This window comes from Streptomyces cyaneofuscatus (assembly GCF_042718795.1).
In the GTDB taxonomy this organism is placed as follows: Bacteria; Actinomycetota; Actinomycetes; order Streptomycetales; family Streptomycetaceae; genus Streptomyces; species Streptomyces cyaneofuscatus_A.
This window is the reverse complement of record NZ_JBHXOX010000017.1, coordinates 150946-168710: the sequence shown is the minus strand read 5'-3', so window position 1 is coordinate 168710 and position 17765 is coordinate 150946. Positions and strand designations below refer to the sequence as shown.

Annotated in this window: 14 protein-coding genes and 1 tRNA gene; 6 read left to right on the top strand and 9 right to left on the bottom strand. The window is 71.6% G+C overall.

Annotated elements, in window-relative coordinates; all coding sequences use genetic code 11:
- Positions 1-252 precede the first annotated feature (252 nt).
- Positions 253-2982: a phosphoenolpyruvate carboxylase gene (ppc, locus tag ACFWRT_RS20975; RefSeq protein ID WP_380952962.1), complete on the top strand. Its 2730-nt coding sequence runs from the start codon at positions 253-255 to the stop codon at positions 2980-2982.
- A 28-nt stretch (positions 2983-3010) separates the two neighbouring features.
- Here the strand turns inward: ppc and ACFWRT_RS20970 are convergent, their stop codons facing one another.
- The 7 genes from ACFWRT_RS20970 to ACFWRT_RS20940 form a co-directional block, all read right to left on the bottom strand.
- Positions 3011-3523, bottom strand: coding sequence for a hypothetical protein (locus tag ACFWRT_RS20970; RefSeq protein ID WP_380952963.1), 513 nt, complete (start codon positions 3521-3523; stop codon positions 3011-3013).
- A gap of 113 nt (positions 3524-3636) precedes the next feature.
- Positions 3637-4230 carry an aminoacyl-tRNA hydrolase gene (gene pth / locus ACFWRT_RS20965; RefSeq protein WP_380952964.1) on the bottom strand — a complete coding sequence of 198 codons (594 nt, stop codon included), beginning with the start codon at positions 4228-4230 and terminating at the stop codon, positions 3637-3639.
- Between the two features lie 151 nt (positions 4231-4381).
- Positions 4382-4981 carry a 50S ribosomal protein L25/general stress protein Ctc gene (locus ACFWRT_RS20960; protein WP_380952965.1) on the bottom strand — a complete coding sequence of 200 codons (600 nt, stop codon included), beginning with the start codon at positions 4979-4981 and terminating at the stop codon, positions 4382-4384.
- A 223-nt stretch (positions 4982-5204) separates the two neighbouring features.
- Positions 5205-6182: a ribose-phosphate diphosphokinase gene (locus ACFWRT_RS20955; RefSeq protein WP_018515674.1), complete on the bottom strand. Its 978-nt coding sequence runs from the start codon at positions 6180-6182 to the stop codon at positions 5205-5207.
- A gap of 120 nt (positions 6183-6302) precedes the next feature.
- Positions 6303-7751, bottom strand: a complete 1449-nt coding sequence (glmU, locus tag ACFWRT_RS20950; RefSeq protein WP_380952966.1) for a bifunctional UDP-N-acetylglucosamine diphosphorylase/glucosamine-1-phosphate N-acetyltransferase GlmU — start codon at positions 7749-7751, stop codon at positions 6303-6305.
- Between the two features lie 108 nt (positions 7752-7859).
- Positions 7860-7931, bottom strand: a tRNA-Gln gene (locus ACFWRT_RS20945).
- Complete coding sequence (locus ACFWRT_RS20940) at positions 7932-8825, bottom strand: hypothetical protein (RefSeq protein WP_380952967.1); 894 nt, start codon at positions 8823-8825, stop codon at positions 7932-7934.
- Positions 8826-8981: 156 nt separating this feature from the next.
- Here ACFWRT_RS20940 and ACFWRT_RS20935 point away from each other — a divergent pair, with 156 nt between their 5' ends.
- Positions 8982-10328, top strand: coding sequence for a sensor histidine kinase (locus ACFWRT_RS20935; protein WP_380952968.1), 1347 nt, complete (start codon positions 8982-8984; stop codon positions 10326-10328).
- Positions 10329-10462: 134 nt separating this feature from the next.
- On the opposite strand, the gene ACFWRT_RS20930 is transcribed toward ACFWRT_RS20935, so the two are convergent.
- Complete coding sequence (locus tag ACFWRT_RS20930) at positions 10463-11017, bottom strand: SUKH-3 domain-containing protein (protein ID WP_380952969.1); 555 nt, start codon at positions 11015-11017, stop codon at positions 10463-10465.
- 10 nt (positions 11018-11027) lie between these two features.
- Positions 11028-11561: a YwqJ-related putative deaminase gene (locus ACFWRT_RS20925; RefSeq protein ID WP_380952970.1), complete on the bottom strand. Its 534-nt coding sequence runs from the start codon at positions 11559-11561 to the stop codon at positions 11028-11030.
- 236 nt (positions 11562-11797) lie between these two features.
- Between ACFWRT_RS20925 and ACFWRT_RS20920 the strand changes: the two genes are divergently transcribed.
- From ACFWRT_RS20920 to ACFWRT_RS20905, 4 genes are all read left to right on the top strand, one after another.
- Positions 11798-12775 carry an SMI1/KNR4 family protein gene (locus tag ACFWRT_RS20920; protein ID WP_380952971.1) on the top strand — a complete coding sequence of 326 codons (978 nt, stop codon included), beginning with the start codon at positions 11798-11800 and terminating at the stop codon, positions 12773-12775.
- Positions 12772-15219, top strand: a complete 2448-nt coding sequence (locus ACFWRT_RS20915; RefSeq protein WP_380952972.1) for an SUKH-4 family immunity protein — start codon at positions 12772-12774, stop codon at positions 15217-15219. Before ACFWRT_RS20920 ends, ACFWRT_RS20915 begins: the two co-directional genes overlap by 4 nt.
- A gap of 251 nt (positions 15220-15470) precedes the next feature.
- Complete coding sequence (locus ACFWRT_RS20910) at positions 15471-16367, top strand: coiled-coil domain-containing protein (RefSeq protein ID WP_380952973.1); 897 nt, start codon at positions 15471-15473, stop codon at positions 16365-16367.
- 197 nt (positions 16368-16564) lie between these two features.
- A complete protein-coding gene (locus ACFWRT_RS20905; RefSeq protein ID WP_380953016.1) occupies positions 16565-17716 on the top strand; it encodes a cytochrome P450 in 1152 nt (383 codons plus the stop codon).
- Positions 17717-17765: the final 49 nt, after the last annotated feature.

Below are 17765 nucleotides of genomic sequence, written 5' to 3'. Positions count from 1 at the left end.
GGGGTAGGGCACTGGGTGCCGACGGTGTTCCCCGCCCCCCGCCAGGGCTGCGGACACGCCGGAGGCGACGACACCTATCCTGGAAGGGTCGGACAGCGCGGTCCGCACCCGCTCGTCGGGGCGTGGCGACAGCACCGCTGCCTGCCGCAGAGCCCCGCACCCCGCCAGGCGCTCTCCCACCACCCAGCACCACCGTCACCGGGAGACGCCGGAGCGACGCACCTCCTCATTCACTGCAAGGAGCCGCACACTGTGAGCAGTGCCGACCAGACCCCCGCCGCCAGCCCCGAGCTGCGCGCCGACATCCGCCGCCTCGGCGACCTCCTCGGCGAGACCCTCGTACGCCAGGAAGGCCAGGAACTCCTCGACCTCGTCGAGCGGGTACGCGCCCTGACCCGCACCGACGGCGAAGCGGCGGCCGCGCTCCTCGGCGACACCGGCCTGGAGACCGCCGCACAGCTCGTGCGCGCCTTCTCCACCTACTTCCACCTCGCCAACGTCACCGAGCAGGTCCACCGCGCCCACGAGATGCGCGAACGCCGCTCGGCCGAAGGCGGGCTCCTGGCCCGCACCGCCGACCGGCTCAAGGACGCCGACCCCGAGCACCTGCGCGCCACCGTCAAGAACCTCAACGTCCGGCCGGTCTTCACCGCCCACCCCACCGAGGCCGCCCGCCGCTCGGTCCTCAACAAGCTCCGCCGCATCGCCGAGCTGCTGGAGACCCCGGTCATCGAGGCCGACCGCCGCCGCCACGACCTCCGGCTCGCCGAGAACATCGACCTCATCTGGCAGACCGACGAACTCCGGGTCGTCCGCCCGGAGCCCGCCGACGAGGCCCGCAACGCCATCTACTACCTCGACGAGCTGCACGCCAACGCCGTCGGCGACGTCCTCGAAGACCTCGCCGCCGAACTGGAGCGCGTCGGCGTCGAACTCCCCGCCGGCACCCGCCCCCTCACCTTCGGCACCTGGATCGGCGGCGACCGCGACGGCAACCCCAACGTGACGCCCGCCGTCACCTGGGACGTCCTGATCCTCCAGCACGAGCACGGCATCACCGACGCACTCGAACTCATCGACTACCTGCGCGGCCTGCTCTCCAACTCCATCCGCTACACCGGAGCCACCGACGAGCTCCTCACCTCCCTCCAGGCCGACCTGGAACGCCTCCCCGAGATCAGCCCCCGCTACAAGCGGCTGAACGCCGAGGAGCCCTACCGCCTCAAGGCCACCTGCATCCGGCAGAAGCTCGTCAACACCCGCGAGCGCCTCGCCAAGGGCACCCCCCACCGCCCCGGCTGCGACTACCTCGGCACCTCCCAGCTCCTCGCCGACCTGGAGCTCATCCAGACCTCCCTGCGCGAGCACAAGGGCGGCCTCTTCGCCGACGGCCGCATGGACCGCACCATCCGCACGCTCGCCGCGTTCGGCCTCCAGCTCGCCACCATGGACGTACGCGAACACGCCGACGCCCACCACCACGCGCTCGGCCAGCTCTTCGACCGCCTCGGCGAGGAGTCCTGGCGCTACGCCGACATGCCCCGCGACTACCGGCAGAAGCTCCTGGCCAAGGAACTCCGCTCCCGCCGGCCCCTCGCCCCCACCCCGGCCCCGCTCGACGCGGCCGGCGAGAAGACCCTCGGCGTCTTCCACACCATCAAGGAAGCCTTCGAGCGCTTCGGCCCCGAAGTCATCGAGTCCTACATCATCTCGATGTGTCAGGGCGCCGACGACGTCTTCGCCGCCGCCGTCCTCGCCCGCGAGGCCGGACTCCTCGACCTCCACGCCGGCTGGGCCAAGATCGGCATCGTCCCGCTCCTGGAGACCACCGACGAGCTCAAGGCCGCCGACCTCATCCTCGACGAGATGCTCGCCGACCCCTCCTACCGACGCCTCGTCTCCCTCCGCGGCGACGTCCAGGAGGTCATGCTCGGCTACAGCGACTCCTCCAAGTTCGGCGGCATCACCACCAGCCAGTGGGAGATCCACCGCGCCCAGCGCCGCCTCCGCGACGTCGCCCACCGCTACGGCGTACGGCTGCGCCTCTTCCACGGCCGTGGCGGCACCGTCGGCCGCGGCGGCGGCCCCTCCCACGACGCCATCCTCGCCCAGCCCTGGGGCACCCTGGAGGGCGAGATCAAGGTGACCGAACAGGGCGAGGTCATCTCCGACAAGTACCTCATCCCCGCCCTCGCCCGCGAGAACCTGGAACTGACCGTCGCGGCCACCCTCCAGGCCTCCGCCCTCCACACCGCCCCCCGCCAGTCCGACGAGGCCCTCGCCCGCTGGGACGCGGCCATGGACACCGTCTCCGACGCCGCCCACAGCGCCTACCGCAGGCTCGTCGAGGACCCCGACCTCCCGGCCTACTTCCTCGCCTCCACCCCGGTCGACCAGCTCGCCGACATGCACCTCGGCTCGCGACCCGCCCGCCGCCCCGGCTCCGGCGTCTCCCTCGACGGCCTCCGCGCCATCCCGTGGGTCTTCGGCTGGACCCAGTCCCGGCAGATCGTCCCCGGCTGGTTCGGCGTCGGCTCCGGCCTCAAGGCCCTGCGCGAAGCCGGACTCGACACCGTCCTCGACGAGATGCACGAGCACTGGCACTTCTTCCGGAACTTCCTCTCCAACGTGGAGATGACGCTCGCCAAGACCGACCTGCGCATCGCCCGGCACTACGTCGACACCCTCGTCCCCGACGAGCTGAAGCACGTCTTCGACGCCATCGAGGCCGAGCACGCGCTCACCGTCAGCGAAGTCCTCAAGGTCACCGGCTCCACCGAACTCCTCGGCACCAGCCCGGCACTCCAGCAGACGTTCGCCATCCGCGACGCCTACCTGGACCCGATCTCCTACCTCCAGGTCTCGCTCCTGGCCCGCCAGCGCCAGGCCGCCGAGCGCGGCGAAGAGCCCGACCCGCTGCTCTCCCGCGCCCTGCTGCTCACCGTCAACGGTGTCGCGGCGGGCCTGCGCAACACCGGCTGAGTACGCCGTAAGGCACAGGGCGGCCCTGCTACAGCGCGACGAACGTCGCCACCAGCAGGGCCGCCCCCGCCGTTCCGACCCCCCACGCCGTACGCGGCATCCGCAGCCCGCCGCCGATCACGAACCCGGCCAGCACCATCGCCCCGCCGAGCGGCATCCAGGCATGCAGAAGGCCCGGCACCCCCGTGCGGACCACCGCATCGGTACCGGGCCTCACGACCACCGGAAAACGATCGCCCTTCTCGGCCGCGACCGACCTCTCCACCACCACCCGCGCCCGCGCCGGCGACATCGCGTCCGGCTCGTACCGGCCGGTGCAGGTCTCCTCACCGCACTCCGTCACCGTCAACGTGCCGTGCTCCCGCCCCTGGGCCAGGACGACATGGTGCGCCGTCGCCCACGACGACCACACCCCCGCGACCAGCAGCACCAAGGCCACCAGCCCCATCGCCGTCCGTCGGCCCACGAGCGCCGTCCGTCGGCCCACGAGCGCCGTCCGTCGGCCCACGCGCGCCGCACGCTGGGAAGAGCTCCGCTTCATGGGGGCAGATCCTTGGCCAGAGCACAGCCCCCGGTCAACCTGTGGCCGAAAAACGCCCCACGGGGGACAGGAATGTCAGGAGTTGTACGCAGCGGAGGAGCGCGAGACGGCGGTCAGGAGTTGTACGCGCTCTGCGCCCGCTCCAGCCCCTCCGCCAGCAGACACTCCACCGAGTCCGCCGCCCGGTCCACCAGGAACTCCAGCTCCTTGCGCTCCACCGACCCGAAATCCTTCAGCACGAAATCCGCGACCTGCATCCGCCCCGGCGGCCGCCCGATCCCGAACCGTACCCGGTGATACTCCGGACCCATCGACTTCGTCATCGACTTCAGCCCGTTGTGCCCGTTGTCCCCGCCACCCAGCTTCAGCCGTAGCGACCCGTAATCGACGTCCAACTCGTCATGGACCGCCACGACATGGTCCGTCGGCACCTTGTAGAAGTCCCGCAACGCCGTCACCGGACCACCGGACAGATTCATGTACGACATCGGCTTCGCCAGCACCACCCGCCGGCTCCCCGGACCCGGCGGACCGATCCGCCCCTCCACCACCTGCGCCTGCGCCTTCTGCGCCCGCTTGAACTTCCCGCCGATCCGCGTCGCCAGCAGATCGGCCACCATGAACCCGACGTTGTGCCGGTTCGCCGCGTACTCGGGGCCGGGGTTGCCGAGGCCCACGATGAGCCAGGGGTCGGTGGCGTCGGACATCAGCGCTCGGTCTCCTCGTGCGGGAACAGGTGATGGCAGGCGAACGGGGCGGCGGCTCCCCGGAAGGGAACCACCACCCCGTCAGTCAAGCAGGTGGAACAGATGAAGCAGGTGGAACAGATGAAGCAGGTGGGACGGTGAGGGGGGAGGCTCAGGCCTCGGCACCCTCGGTCTCGGCGGCTTCGGCGGCCTCGTCCTCGGTCGGCTCCTCGGCCTGCGCGGCGACGACCTGGATCACGATGGCGTCCTCGTCACCGGCCAGCGTGGCGCCCTTGGGCAGCTCGATGTCCTTGGCGACGATCGAGTCACCGGCGTCCAGGCCCGCGACGGAGACCGTCACGGACTCGGGGATGTGGGTGGCCTCGGCCTCGACGAGCAGCGTGTTCTGCACGAACTCCAGCAGGTTGGCGCCCGGCGCCAGGTCGCCCTCGGCGTGCACCGCGATCTCGACCTGGACCTTCTCGCCGCGCTTCACGGTCAGCAGGTCGACGTGCTCGATGGTGCCCTTGAGGGGGTGACGCTGGACGGCCTTCGGGATGACCAGCGCGTCCTTGCCGTCGATCTTCAGACCGATCAGCACGTTGGCCGTACGCAGCGCCAGCAGCAGCTCGTGGCCGGGCAGCGTGACGTGGACCGGCTCGGCGCCGTGGCCGTAGACGACACCGGGAACCTGGTTGGCACGACGGATACGGCGGGCGGCGCCCTTGCCGAACTCGGTACGGACCTCGGTGGCGAGCTTGATCTCAGCCATGGTTGCACTCCTCGTCAGATGGGTGAGCCGTCGGAAGACGGAACACGAACGGTCACCCGGCCCACGACAGGCCTGCTACGAAGAGCGCGCCGATAACGGACCGCCGTACACACAGGTACGGCCTCCCTCGCCGAGCAACTCGCTGAGTCTACCCGGCGGGGAGGCCGCACCCCAAAGTGGATCAACAGGGACCGTCGTGGGACGGTCAGCCCCGCTCCTCCGGTCAGCCCTGCTCCTCGAAGAGGCTCGTCACCGAACCGTCCTCGAACACCTCACGCACCGCACGCGCGATCGTCGGCGCGATCGACAGCACGGTGATCTTGTCCAGCTCCAGCTCACCCGGGGTCGGCAGCGTGTCCGTGAAGACGAACTCGCTCACCTTCGAGTTCTTCAGCCGGTCCGCCGCCGGGCCCGACAGCACCCCGTGCGTCGCCGTCACGATGACGTCCTCCGCACCGTGCGCGAACAGCGCGTCCGCGGCCGCGCAGATCGTGCCACCGGTGTCGATCATGTCGTCGACCAGGACGCAGACCCGGCCCTCGACGTTACCCACGACCTCGTGGACGGAGACCTGGTTCGGCACGTCCTTGTCACGGCGCTTGTGCACGATCGCCAGCGGCGCGTCCAGCCGGTCGCACCAGCGGTCGGCGACCCGCACCCGGCCCGCGTCCGGCGACACGATCGTCAGCTTGGAACGGTCGACCTTCGCACCCACGTAGTCCGCCAGGATCGGCAGCGCGAACAGGTGGTCCACCGGACCGTCGAAGAAGCCCTGGATCTGGTCCGTGTGCAGATCGACGGTGAGGATCCGGTCCGCACCCGCCGTCTTCATCAGGTCCGCGATCAGCCGCGCCGAGATCGGCTCACGGCCCTTGTGCTTCTTGTCCTGACGGGCGTACCCGTAGAACGGCACGATCACCGTGATCGAGCGGGCCGACGCGCGCTTCAGCGCGTCCAGCATGATCAACTGCTCCATGATCCACTTGTTGATCGGAGCCGTGTGGCTCTGGATCAGGAAGCAGTCCGCGCCACGAGCCGACTCCTGGAAGCGCACGTAGATCTCGCCGTTGGCGAAATCGAAGGCCTTCGTCGGCACGAGACCGACACCCAGCTGATGTGCGACCTCCTCGGCCAGCTCGGGGTGGGCGCGGCCGGAGAAGAGCATCAGTTTCTTCTCGCCGGTCGTCTTGATCCCGGTCACAGCACAGTCTCCTCAGACGTGTATCTGGCGCTGCACGCATAGGTCCCGATGTGCAACGAGCCAGCCGAAATGGGGTGAGCATCTATCACGGTACGCCGTCACCGGCGCACCTGTTTCCGGTCAGCTTTCGCCGTCGGCTTCCTGCGCGGACGCCTGAGCAGCCTGAGCGGCGGCGCTGCCCGGACGCTTCCGGGCCACCCACCCCTCGATATTCCGCTGCTGGCCCCGCGCCACGGCGAGCGAACCGGAGGGGACGTCCTTCGTGATGACCGACCCGGCGGCGGTGTAGACCCCGTCCCCGACCGTGACCGGTGCCACAAACATATTGTCCGAACCGGTACGGCAGTGGGAGCCGATCGTCGTGTGGTGCTTGGCCACCCCGTCGTAGTTCACGAAGACGCTGGCCGCACCGATGTTGGTGTGCTCGCCGATGGTCGCGTCACCGACGTAGCTCAGGTGCGGGACCTTGGTCCCCTCCCCGATGGTGGCGTTCTTCATCTCGACATACGTACCGGCCTTGGCCTTGACCCCCAGCCGCGTCCCCGGCCGCAGATACGCGTACGGCCCGACCGACGCCCCCGCCCCGATCTCGGCCGAGTCCGTCACGGAGTTGTCCACGCGGGCGCCGGGGTGCACGACGGTGTCCTTGAGCCGGGAGTTCGGCCCCACCTCGCTGTCCTCGCCGAGACGCGTCGTCCCGAGCAACTGCGTCCCCGGATGCACGACGGCATCCCGCTCGTACGTCACGGTCGCGTCGATCAGCGTGGACGCCGGGTCCACCACCGTCACGCCCGCGAGCATCGCCCGCTCCAGCAGCCGCTCGTTCAGCAGCCGGCGCGCCTCGGCGAGCTGGAGCCGGTTGTTGATGCCGAGGATCTCGCGGTGGTCGCCCGCCACGGACGCCCCGACGCGGTGCCCCGCCTCACGCAGGATGGAGAGCACATCGGTGAGGTACTCCTCGCCCTGGCTGTTGTCGGTGCGCACCTTGCCCAGCGCGTCGCCCAGCAGCCGCCCGTCGAACGCGAACACCCCGGAGTTGATCTCCAGGATCGCCCGCTGCTCGTCGGTGGCGTCCTTGTGCTCGACGATCTCGGTGACCGCGCCGGAGGCGGCGTCGCGCACGATGCGCCCGTAACCGGTGGAGTCCGGGACCTCGGCGGTCAGGACGGTGACCGCGTTGGCGTCGGCGGCGTGGGTGGCGGCGAGCGCGCCGAGCGTCTCGCCGGAGAGCAGCGGGGTGTCGCCGCAGACGACGATCACGGTGCCGTCGACAGCCCCGCCGAGCTCTTCGAGCCCCATGCGGACGGCGTGCCCGGTCCCGTTCTGCTCGGCCTGGAAGGCGGTGCGCACGGGGGCGTCGCCGGCGTTCAGGTGCGCGGTGACCTGCTCACTGGCATGACCGACGACCACGACGAGGTGCTGGGGGTCCAGCTCCCGGGCGGCGGCGACGACATGTCCGACGAGCGAGCGCCCGGAGATCTCGTGCAGGACCTTGGGGGTCTTCGACTTCATACGGGTGCCCTCACCCGCTGCGAGGACGACGACGGCTGCCGGGCTGGTTGCGCTCACGGATGTGCCCTTCGGCTTCGGGTGGTGGTCATCCGCAGGATACCGGGGGTGTTTCGGCGGGGAATGGGGGCGGGCCCCGACCGGTGTGGTCGGGGCCCGATGCGTGAGCTCCGCCGGCTGGATTCGAACCAGCGTCTCAAGGCTCCAAAGGCCTGCGGGATGCCGCTACCCCACGGCGGATCACGCCTCAACCCTACCGGGTCGATCACCGTCCTTGAGCCGGGAGGTGGCCCCTTCGGCGATCCCCGACCACCACCCTTCGATGCGGCGGTAGAGCGTGGCGCCCTTGGCGACGCGGATGACCAGACACCCCCGGTACGCCTCGCCCACGTTCTTCCGGACCGTCTTCGGGTTGTGCTTCTTGAGCGTCGTCTTCTGAAGCGCGGACGCGTCGATGCCGACCAGGTCGGCCCAGTAGCGCTCGGCCGCCGGGATATCGGCGGTCTCATGGATCATCACGCGGTAGGAGAGGCGCTCCCGCTCCACTTCGAGCAGATCCAGCCACGCCAGATAGACGGCTATGACGCTCGGGTCGCTGTTGATGAAGGTGACGTTCTCCCGCCGGTCATAGACCTTGTCCTTGCCGCCTTCGGCCCAGTACAGGGCCACTCCGGTGTAGAAGAGCTCCCGGTCCGACATGGCCGCCGTCTCGTCGCGGGCAGCCGCCTTCGTCCGCTGCCGCTCGGCGTCACGCACCGCCAGCTCGTGGTCCCAACGCATGCGTCCCGCGAGGCGTGCCTGTTCGATGGCGCTACGGCTGCGCTCCGGCTTCGGCAGGTCCCGTACCCAGAGCGAGATCGACCCCTTGGAGCACCCCAGCTCCACCTGGATCTGGTCGTAGGTCATGCCCTGGAGACGCAGCTCCCGGGCTTTCGCCCGTACATCGTCCTTGGCGTTGGGCCGCTTCGTCCACTCAGGGGCGGGTTCGCCTTGCAGGAGCCGGTTGAGGAGGTCGTTGTTGTCGACGTGGAGGCGGTCGCGGATCTGGCGGCGGCTGAGGCCCTCTCTCCGCAGTGCCACCGCCTGGGTGCGCAAGCCCTCGAAGTCGGCGTACTTGCTTGTGGTTTCCGTCATACGGTGATCGTCGTCCGGAATGTGAACGTCCGGGTCGAAAGTGCGGTCGATTCGCCATTTCAGGCGATCAGCGTGCGTTTCGTGCACGTTCGAACGCGGAACGTGCTGTTGCCGGTCACCGGAAAAGGGGATGCGACCGCCCGTAGGCTGGATGCCATGACCGCAACGGGGGCAGACCGGGAGGCGGCGGGAATGACCACCCGCGGCTACTGGTGGTGGGAGCGGCGGCGGAGTGTCGCCCTGGACGTGGGACTGGCGCTGGTTTCGGCGCTGGAGTGTGGCCTGGAGGGGGTGGAGTTCGCCGGGAACACCGGGCTGCCGGTGTCGGTGGGCGTGGTGTTCGGGCTGCTGGCGGGTTCGGTGCTGGTGGTGCGGCGGCGGTGGCCGATCGCCGTGGTGCTCGTGACGATCGCGATGACGCCGGCCGAGATGGGCTTCCTGATGGCCCTGGTGGGCCTGTACACGCTGGCCGCGTCCGAGGTGCCGCGCCGGATCACCGTCGTTCTGGCGGGGATGGCGCTGGTGGGGACGTTCATCGTCACCTATGTGCGGCTGCGGCAGAGCGTGGCGGAGCAGGCCGACTTCGGCCCGGGCGACTGGTATGTGCCGCTGGTGTCGGTGTTCATGGCGGTGGGGCTGACGGCTCCGGCCGTGCTGTTCGGCCTGTACATAGGGGCCCGGCGCCGTTTGATGGAGAGCCTGCGGGAGCGGGCCGACTCGCTGGAGCGGGAGCTGTCGCTGCTGGCGGACCGGGCGGAGGAGCGGGCCGAGTGGGCGCGTACGGAGGAGCGGACCCGGATCGCGCGGGAGATGCATGACGTGGTGGCCCACCGGGTGAGCCTGATGGTGGTCCATGCCGCGGCGCTTCAGGCCGTCGCCCCGAAGGACCCGGCGAAGGCGGTGCGGAACGCGGCGCTGGTGGGGGACATGGGGCGGCAGGCGCTCACGGAGTTGCGGGAGATGCTCGGGGTGCTGCGGAGCGGGGACGCGTTGGTCGCGCCGGCCGCGGGGGGTGGTGGTGCGGTTCCGTTGGCGTCGGTGGCGCAGGCGGCCGCGGCGGTGGCTGCGGCGGCGTCGGAGGACGGGCCCCGGCTGAGCGAGCTGGAGGCGCTGGTGGCGCAGTCGCGGCAGGCGGGGATGGTGGTGGAGCTCTCGGTGGACGGTGAGCTGCGCCCGTACGCGCCGGAGGTCGAGCAGACGGCGTTCCGGGTGGTGCAGGAGGCGCTGACGAACGTGCACAAGCATGCGGCGGGGGCGAAGACGTGGGTGCGGTTGGCGCACCGGGGTTCCGAGGTCGCGATGCAGGTGGAGAACGGTCCTTCGGACGCGGCGGTGGCGGATGCGGGGTTGCCGAGCGGGGGGAACGGGTTGGTGGGGATGCGGGAGCGGGTGCTGGGGCTGGGGGGTGTGTTCGTGTCCGGTCCTACGGACGCGGGTGGGTTCCGGGTGTCGGCGGTGCTCCCGGACGCTTCCGGCCCACATTCCAGCCCGTCCGGCGTTTGAGGACGGAACCGTCGCTCGGGACGAACCAGCACCATCACGTCCCGGACAGGGAAAGGGCGCCGCTCCCCGCAGCAAGGGTTCCGTCCTCTAACGCCGGACGGGCTGAAGTGGGCGCCCCACGGGCTGGAAGTGGGTCAGGCCCCCGTCGGGGTGGACGTCAGGCGTAGTGGTTGTGTGCCGGTGATCAGCGTGGCCAGGGCATCGTCGATGTCCTTGCCCAGGAACCAGTCGCCCGTGTGGTCGATGCCGTAGACCCGCCCCTCGGTGTCGATCGCGAGGACCGCCTGCTCCTCGCCCTCCGCCCCCAGCGGCGCCACCTCCGTCTCCAGGGCCCGGCCCAGGTCGCCCAGGGTGCGGGCGAGGTGCAGCCCGTGCAGCGGGTCGATGCGGACGGCGGCGGGCGCGATCTGCCGGCCCGGTGCGGACGCCGTGATGTGCAGGGCCCCGAACTCCGCCCAGGCCTCCACCGCCGCCGGGAAGACCGCGTGCCGGTGCCCGGCGGGCGAGGTGTGGGCGCGCAGGGCGTCGGCCCACTCCTCGGCCTGCCGGATGTCCCAGCGCCCGGGCTGCCATCCCGCCGCGCGCAGGGCGGCGTCGACGGCGACGGGGAAGCGGGTGGAGTTGTGCGGCGGCCTCTGCTGGGGCGGAAGGTGCGGAACGTGCGGAGGGTGCGGCTGCTGGTCGTGCATCGGTGGGCGGTCAGCCCTTCTCGGCGGTGGTCGCGGCGCCGGTGGTGGTGAGGTCGACGGGGCGTACGCCGAAGTGGGAGAGGAGCGCCGAACAGGATCGGCACGGTGGCGCGTAGCTGCCGTGCAGCGGGTCGCCGTCCTCGCGGATGCGGCGGGCGGTGACCCGGGAGTGCTTGAGCGCGCGCCGCGCTTCCCCGTTGGTCAGGGGTTTGCGCTGGGCGCGTTTGGAGCGGCCGCTCTCGACGGCGGTGAGCTGCCGGGAGAGCAGTATGGCCTCGGGGCAGCGGCCGGTGAAGCGTTCGCGCTGGCCGCTGGCGAGGGTGTCGAGGAAGTCCTGGACGAGCGGGTGCAGGGCCGGCGGCTGGTCCCCCTTGCCGGCGGTGCAGGTGAGTGTCTCTCCGCGTACGGACAGCGCGGCGGCCACGGCGGGGAGGATCCCGTCGCGGCGGTGGAGCAGGTGAGGCGTGTGGCTGGTCTCGGTGCTGCTCCAGTTGAGTCGCGGGTCCCCTGATGTGCCATGGGTGACGGTTTGTACTGAATGCATGGTGCGGTCGTCCCTCCCTGCAATCCCCCGAGTTGCGGGGACAGCCTGCCAAATGTGCAGGGTGGTGGGGAAGCTGGGTGGGGGAATCGTGTGCGCGTGTCGCCGGAAGGTGCCGGAACGTCGCCTCACCGTCACGCGAATGTGACCGTTGGTGACGGAACCGGCGGGGCGGGAACCCCTGTTGCCCCACCGCTTAGGCTGTGCGGAACCACCAGACGCAGCAGGGGGCAACCGCCATGACGACAGGTCGGCTCGGGCAGCAAGCCGCGCCACCGAACGCGGCCTACGCCGGGCAGGTCGTGCACTTCCCGGACCCGGTCCGGGCGTCCCGCCACCCCAGGGGTGTGCGTGTGGACGGCAGCGGCCATCCGGATTTCTCGCCGTACGCGCGGGCCGCCGCCGAGATCGCCGACCCCCCGCAGGGGTTCGGTGTGGACGAGCTGCGGCTGACCGACTACGTGTCGGCGAACGCGGCGATGGCGGCCTCCGGCCATGAGCTGTGGGACACGATCGAGGCGGTCGCGACGCCGCACGGCTGGACCTGGCACCACGTGGCGGGCGGCCGGCGGATGGAGCTGGTGCCGGTCGAGGTGAAGGCGCTGCTGCGTCACCACGGCGGTCTGGCGACGACCGAGGTGGACCAGGACCGGCGCGGTACGCGCCCCTTGCAGGAGACCCGCCCCGCGCATGTCCGGCTGCCCAAGGGCGCGGTCGCGGTGAGCGAGCAGCAGATCCAGGGCGTCGAGGAGGACCTCGGTTACCGGCTGCCCGGCGCCTACCGTTCCTTCCTCAAAGCGGCGGGCGGTTCGGCCCCCGTGGGGGCCGCGCTGGACGCCGAGTTGGGGCTCCTGGTGGACCAGCCGTTCTTCACGGTGCGTGACGAGGCGGCCGTCAACGACCTGGTGTACGTGAACAAGTGTCTGCGGGACCACTTCACCAAGGATTACCTGGGCGTCGCCTTCGTCCAGGGCGGGATCCTGGCCGTGAAGGTGCGCGGGCAGGACGTCGGCTCGGTGTGGTTCTGCCCGTACGACGATGCCCGGGACCAGGACGGCTGGAGCGTGCAGGAGCGCGTGGAGCGGCTGTTGCTGCCCTGCGGTGCGGACTTCGACGCCTTCCTCCAGCGGCTTGCGGGCAACCCGCCGGAGCTGGAGACGGTGGCGAACCTGATGGTGGACGGCGGCTTCGCGCGCGCCGTCCCGGTGGAGGGGTGAGCGCGGTGGTGACTTTCGCGCAGGCGCAGGAGCGGGCGGACGAGTGGGTCAACGGTGACGTGCCCGCGTACCAGCACCGTGAGGTCCGGGTCCGTGAGTTCGAGCTGGGTTTCGTGGTGTGGGCCGAGGACCGGGCGGAGGGTCCCGTCTCGGACGGGGGCCGTCAGCGGCTGGTGATCGCCCGGGACAGCGGTGAGGCGACGTTGTGGCCGGGGCTGCCGGTGGGTGAGGTGATCCGGCGGTACGAGGAGGAGTACGGGACTCCGGCGGGCGCGCCGGCCCCGGCGCCGGAGCCGCCGCAGCGGGTGGACCTGAACCAGACGTCGTTCCTGCTGACGCCTCCGGAGTGGCTCCAGGAGGCGGCGGACAAGCTGGGCATCCCGGACCACCGGGCGGAGCGCCGCGCGGCGGAGAAGGAGGCGGACGCGGAGGCTTCGGGTGCTTCGGGGGCTTCCGCGTCGGGCCAGGCGGTCGGCGGAACGCCCGTATCCGCTCCGGTGGATGAGCCCGCCGACGCCGCACCTTCCTGGCCGGAAGCGGGCGGCGATACGGGTGCGGCGGCCTACGAGCCCACCGCCAACGACGGCGTGCCCGCCGACGCGACCCCGTGGGCCGGTACGGACACCAACTCCGCCGACTCCGACGACGGGGCCGTTCCGCTGCCCGCGACGGTGTTCGCGCCGCCGCTGTCCGGGACGGACGACGAGGAGGCCCCGCCGCCGGTGGTGCCGGCGGAGGCGCCCACCGCGCTGATGTCGGGGGGCAGCCAGCTCCCGCGTACGCAGGTGGCGCCCGCGCTCAAGCCCGCCGAGCAGGGCTCCTCGGGCGCCGGGGACATCGCGGACGCGGCCACCAGCAAGGCCGTGGTGCCCCCGCGCGGTTCCCGTGGCGCGGGTCCCACGACCCCGCCGCCGCCCGGTGCGCCCGGCATCCCCGGCGTACGCTCCGGCGCGACGCCGCCGCCCTCCGGCCCGGGTGCGCCCGGCGCTCCGGCGGGCGGGTACATCCCGACGCAGCTCGTCTCCCAGCTCGGCCCGCCCGGCGCCACCCCGCCGCCCGGCCCGCCCGCTCCTCCCGGCCCGCCGCCGGGCTCCACGCCCCCTCCGGGCGGCGTCCACCACGCGGCGACGATGTTCGCCGACGGGAGCAGCCTCGGCGCGGGCGTCCCGGCCTCGGGCCCGCCCCGCCCGCCGGGCCCTCCCGGCGTCCCCGGCGCCCCGCAGCCTCCCGGTCCTCCCGGGCCCCCCGGACCTCCGCCCGGCTCCACGCCGCCCCCCGGCGGGGTGCACCACGCGGAGACGATGTTCGCGAACTCCGGCCCGATCCCGGTCCCGGGTCCCCCCGGCCCGCCGGGCCCCCCGGGCCCTCCCGGACCTCCGCCCGGTGCTCCGCAGCCCGGTGCTCCGCAGCCCGGGGGCCCGCACACCCCGCCGCCCCCGGCGTACGGCTATCCGCAGCAGCCCACCGGTCTGCCGACCGTGGGCCCCGGCTACCAGGCCGTGCTGCGGTTCCGGGCGCCGGACGGCAGTGAGCAGCAGTTGATCCGGCGTTCGGCGCCGGGCACCCCGCACCCCGAGTGGCAGATGCTGCACGAGCTGCGGGCGATGAACGTGCCGCCGCAGCAGGTGATCGAGCTGCACACGGAGCTGGAGTCCTGTGAGCTGCCGGGCGGGTACTGCGCCCGGATGATCCGGGAGACCTGGCCGCAGGTGCGGATCACCAGCGTGGCGCCGTACGGTACCGATCACGCGAGCCGTCAGCAGGGCATGCGGCATCTGCTCACCCACCAGGGCGAGTTGCACCAGGTGGCGGACGGCCCGGCGCGGCCGGCTCCGCTGCGGGCGCCGCTGCCGCAGATGCCGCCCGCCCCGGCGCTGCCGCCGGAGGCGGTGGCCGAGGAACTGCTCCAGGCGTTCGGTCCGCAGGGGATCCTGCGGTTCGACCAGCGCGCGGTGTCGCGCCAGGGTGTCCCGGAGATCGTCGCGCGGACCCTCGTGTGGGCCGGTCTGCCCGCCGATTTCGGGCCGTTCTTCTGGGCGCAGCCGGGGCAGCCGGTGGTGCCGACGCTGGGCGAGCTGGCGGCGCAGCGGCAGGTGCGGGCGGCGCCGGACGCGGGGTCGTACCTGGTGATGGGTACGGACTTCGGGCGCGCGATCTGTGTCCAGTACGGCACGGCGAACATCGTGGCCGTGCCGGTGGAGGCGGGTCCGGGCGGTCAGCCGGTCCCGCCGCAGTTCGTGAACACGGGGCTGCCGGAGTTCGTGCGGTCGATGGCGCTGCTGGGCCGGATGTGGCGGCTCCGGTTCGGGCTGACCCCGGAGCAGGCGGGGCGGTGGACCGTCGATTTCCAGGCACAGCTGGTGGCGCTGGATCCGGCGGCGCTGGCGTCGCCGGAGAGCTGGTGGTCGGTGCTGCTGGAGCAGATGTGGGACGGTCTGCTCTGATCCGTACCCCTGGCCGATAGAGGTCGTACGAGGCACCCGGTCCGGGACGGATCGGGTGCCTCACCGCGTTCCGGGCGTGTGACACCGGTCGCTTTCCGTCCTGAAAGCGCCTGATCGATTCCGACTTCCGGCCCCAATTGCCGCATCCTTGGCGTATCGCGGGGAGACCCGTGTGCGCCTGCGTGTCCGTATGTCTGTGTGTCCGTATTTCGTGTGTCCGTGATCCGTATGTCGTAGAGGGGCTTCAGGCTATGAGTGCTGGACCGGTGTCCGCGTTCGACGTCGTCGGCGTGCGGGGGCGTGGTTACCGTCCGGAGCAGGTGGACCGCGCGGTGGCGGAGCGGAGCGCCGAGCGGGAGAGGGCGCTCGCCGAGGTCGTACGGCTGGAGCGGCAGGCGCAGGAGCTGGCGGCGGAGGCGGCCCGGCTCGCGGAGACCGTGGCGGGGCTGCCGGAGCAGGATTACGCGGAGCTGGGGGAGCGGGCGCGGCACCTTCTGGCGCTGGCCGAGGAGCAGGCCGAGGCACTGCGGGCGGACGCGGAGGCGGCGGGGCAGGAGCTGGCGGACGCGGCCGACGCCGAGGCCCGCGCGCTGGCGGACCAGGCGCGGGAGGCGGCGGACGCGGTGCGGGCCGCTGCCGTGGCGGCGGCGGAGGAGCGGGTCGCGGAGGCGGTCCGGGAGGCGGAGGGTGTGCTCGCGGCGGCCCGTAAGGAGGCCGAGGAGGTGCGCGGGGCGGCCGAGACCGCGATGGCGCAGACCCGGAGCCGTACGGCGAGTGTGCTGTCGCACCAGGATCAGGAGCACGCGGAGCGCCACCAGGCCGCCGAGGCCGAGATCGCCGCGGCCGAGGCGGAGTCGGAGGCGCGCCACAAGGAGCTGACCGACCGGGCGGAGGCCCTGCTCGCGGAGGCGTCCCGGGCGCTGGCGGAGACCCGGGAGGCGGCCCGCCACGGCCAGGAGGACGCGGAGGCGCGGGCGGCGGAGATCCTGTCGGAGGCCCGGGTGCGCGAGGAGCGGATCGTCCGCGAGACCGAGCGCGTGCTGCGGGAGCACGAGGAGGGCCGCGAGGAGGTCCAGGCGCACATGGCGCACGTCCGCAGCTCGCTGGCGGCGCTGACGGGGCGGGTGTCGGGGGGAGTGGAGAGCTGACTTTCCGGCGCCGGCGGCGGCATCGGTGGCCGGTACCCCTTGCGCATAGCTGTTCGTGCGAGCTGAATTGTCAGTGCGGTTTGCATTTTCCCGCTCTCCGCGCACGTTCGCCGCACAAGGGAGTGTTCATGTCCGCCCGAATACCGGACATTCTGTCACCAGAGTTCGAGAGGGACCCGTACGGGGCGTATCGGCAGATGCGTGACGGGGATCCGCTCAGCTGGCACGAGGCCACCGGAAGTTACGTCGTCTCGCGTTATGAGGACGTCGAGAGGATCTTCAAGGACAAAAAAGGCGAATTCAGTACGGAGAACTACGACTGGCAGATCGAGCCGGTGCACGGCCGGACGATTCTCCAGCTCAGCGGGCGGGAGCACGCCGTGCGCCGGGCCCTGGTCGCCCCCGCCTTCCGGGGCAGCGACCTGCGGGACAAATTCTTACCGGTCATCGAGCGCAATTCGCGCGAGCTGATCGACACATTCCGTGCCACCGGATCCGTCGACCTGGTCACCGACTACGCCAGCCGCTTCCCGGTCAACGTCATCGCGGACATGCTGGGTCTCGACAAGTCCGACTACGACCGTTTTCACGGCTGGTACACGGCGGTCATCGCCTTTCTCGGCAATCTCTCGGGCGACCAGGAAGTGGTGCGGGCGGGCGAGCGTACGCGGGTCGAGTTCGCCGAGTACATGCTGCCGGTCATCCGCGAGCGGCGCGCGGCGCCGGGGGACGACCTGCTGTCGGTCCTGTGCACCGCGGAGGTCGACGGGGTGCGGATGAGCGACGAGGACATCAAGGCGTTCTGCAGTCTGCTGCTGGCGGCCGGGGGCGAGACCACCGACAAGGCCATCGCGGCCATCTTCACCAACCTGCTGCTGCACCCGGAGCAGTTGGAGGCGGTTCGGGCGGACCGCGAGCTGATCCCCCGGGCCTTCGCGGAGACCCTGCGCTACACACCGCCCGTCCACATGATCATGCGGCAGTCGACCACGGAGGTCGCGCTCAGCGGCGGCACGGTCCCGGCGGGCGCCACGGTCACCTGTCTCATCGGCGCGGCCAACCGTGACGAGAAGCGCTACCGGGACCCCGACTCCTTCGACATCTTCCGGGATGACCTGGCTGCCACGAACGCCTTCTCGGCTGCTGCCGACCATCTGGCCTTCGCGCTGGGCCGCCACTTCTGTGTCGGTGCGCTGCTGGCCAAGGCGGAGGTGGAGACCGGGGTCGGCCAGTTGCTGGACGCCATGCCCGATCTCCGGCTGGCCGAGGGCTTCGACCCGGTCGAGCGCGGTGTCTTCACCCGGGGGCCGCAGAGCCTGCCGATCCGGTTCACCCCGGTCTCCGGCTGACCGGGAGGAGCGTGGGCGGCCGGAGCGCGTACTCCGGCCGCCCACGCCC

Excerpts from the sequence above, each read along its gene's own strand:
- ACFWRT_RS20960 (WP_380952965.1), bottom strand. The coding sequence starts at position 4,981 with ATGGCTGAGATCAAGCTCGCCACCGAGGTCCGTACCGAGTTCGGCAAG.
- ACFWRT_RS20910 (WP_380952973.1), top strand. The coding sequence starts at position 15,471 with ATGAGTGCTGGACCGGTGTCCGCGTTCGACGTCGTCGGCGTGCGGGGG.
- ACFWRT_RS20930 (WP_380952969.1), bottom strand. The coding sequence starts at position 11,017 with ATGCACGACCAGCAGCCGCACCCTCCGCACGTTCCGCACCTTCCGCCC.
- ACFWRT_RS20905 (WP_380953016.1), top strand. The coding sequence starts at position 16,565 with ATGCGTGACGGGGATCCGCTCAGCTGGCACGAGGCCACCGGAAGTTAC.
- pth (WP_380952964.1), bottom strand. The coding sequence starts at position 4,230 with ATGTCCGACGCCACCGACCCCTGGCTCATCGTGGGCCTCGGCAACCCC.
- ACFWRT_RS20925 (WP_380952970.1), bottom strand. The coding sequence starts at position 11,561 with ATGCATTCAGTACAAACCGTCACCCATGGCACATCAGGGGACCCGCGA.
- ACFWRT_RS20970 (WP_380952963.1), bottom strand. The coding sequence starts at position 3,523 with ATGAAGCGGAGCTCTTCCCAGCGTGCGGCGCGCGTGGGCCGACGGACG.
- ACFWRT_RS20940 (WP_380952967.1), bottom strand. The coding sequence starts at position 8,825 with ATGACGGAAACCACAAGCAAGTACGCCGACTTCGAGGGCTTGCGCACC.
- ACFWRT_RS20920 (WP_380952971.1), top strand. The coding sequence starts at position 11,798 with ATGACGACAGGTCGGCTCGGGCAGCAAGCCGCGCCACCGAACGCGGCC.
- ACFWRT_RS20935 (WP_380952968.1), top strand. The coding sequence starts at position 8,982 with ATGACCGCAACGGGGGCAGACCGGGAGGCGGCGGGAATGACCACCCGC.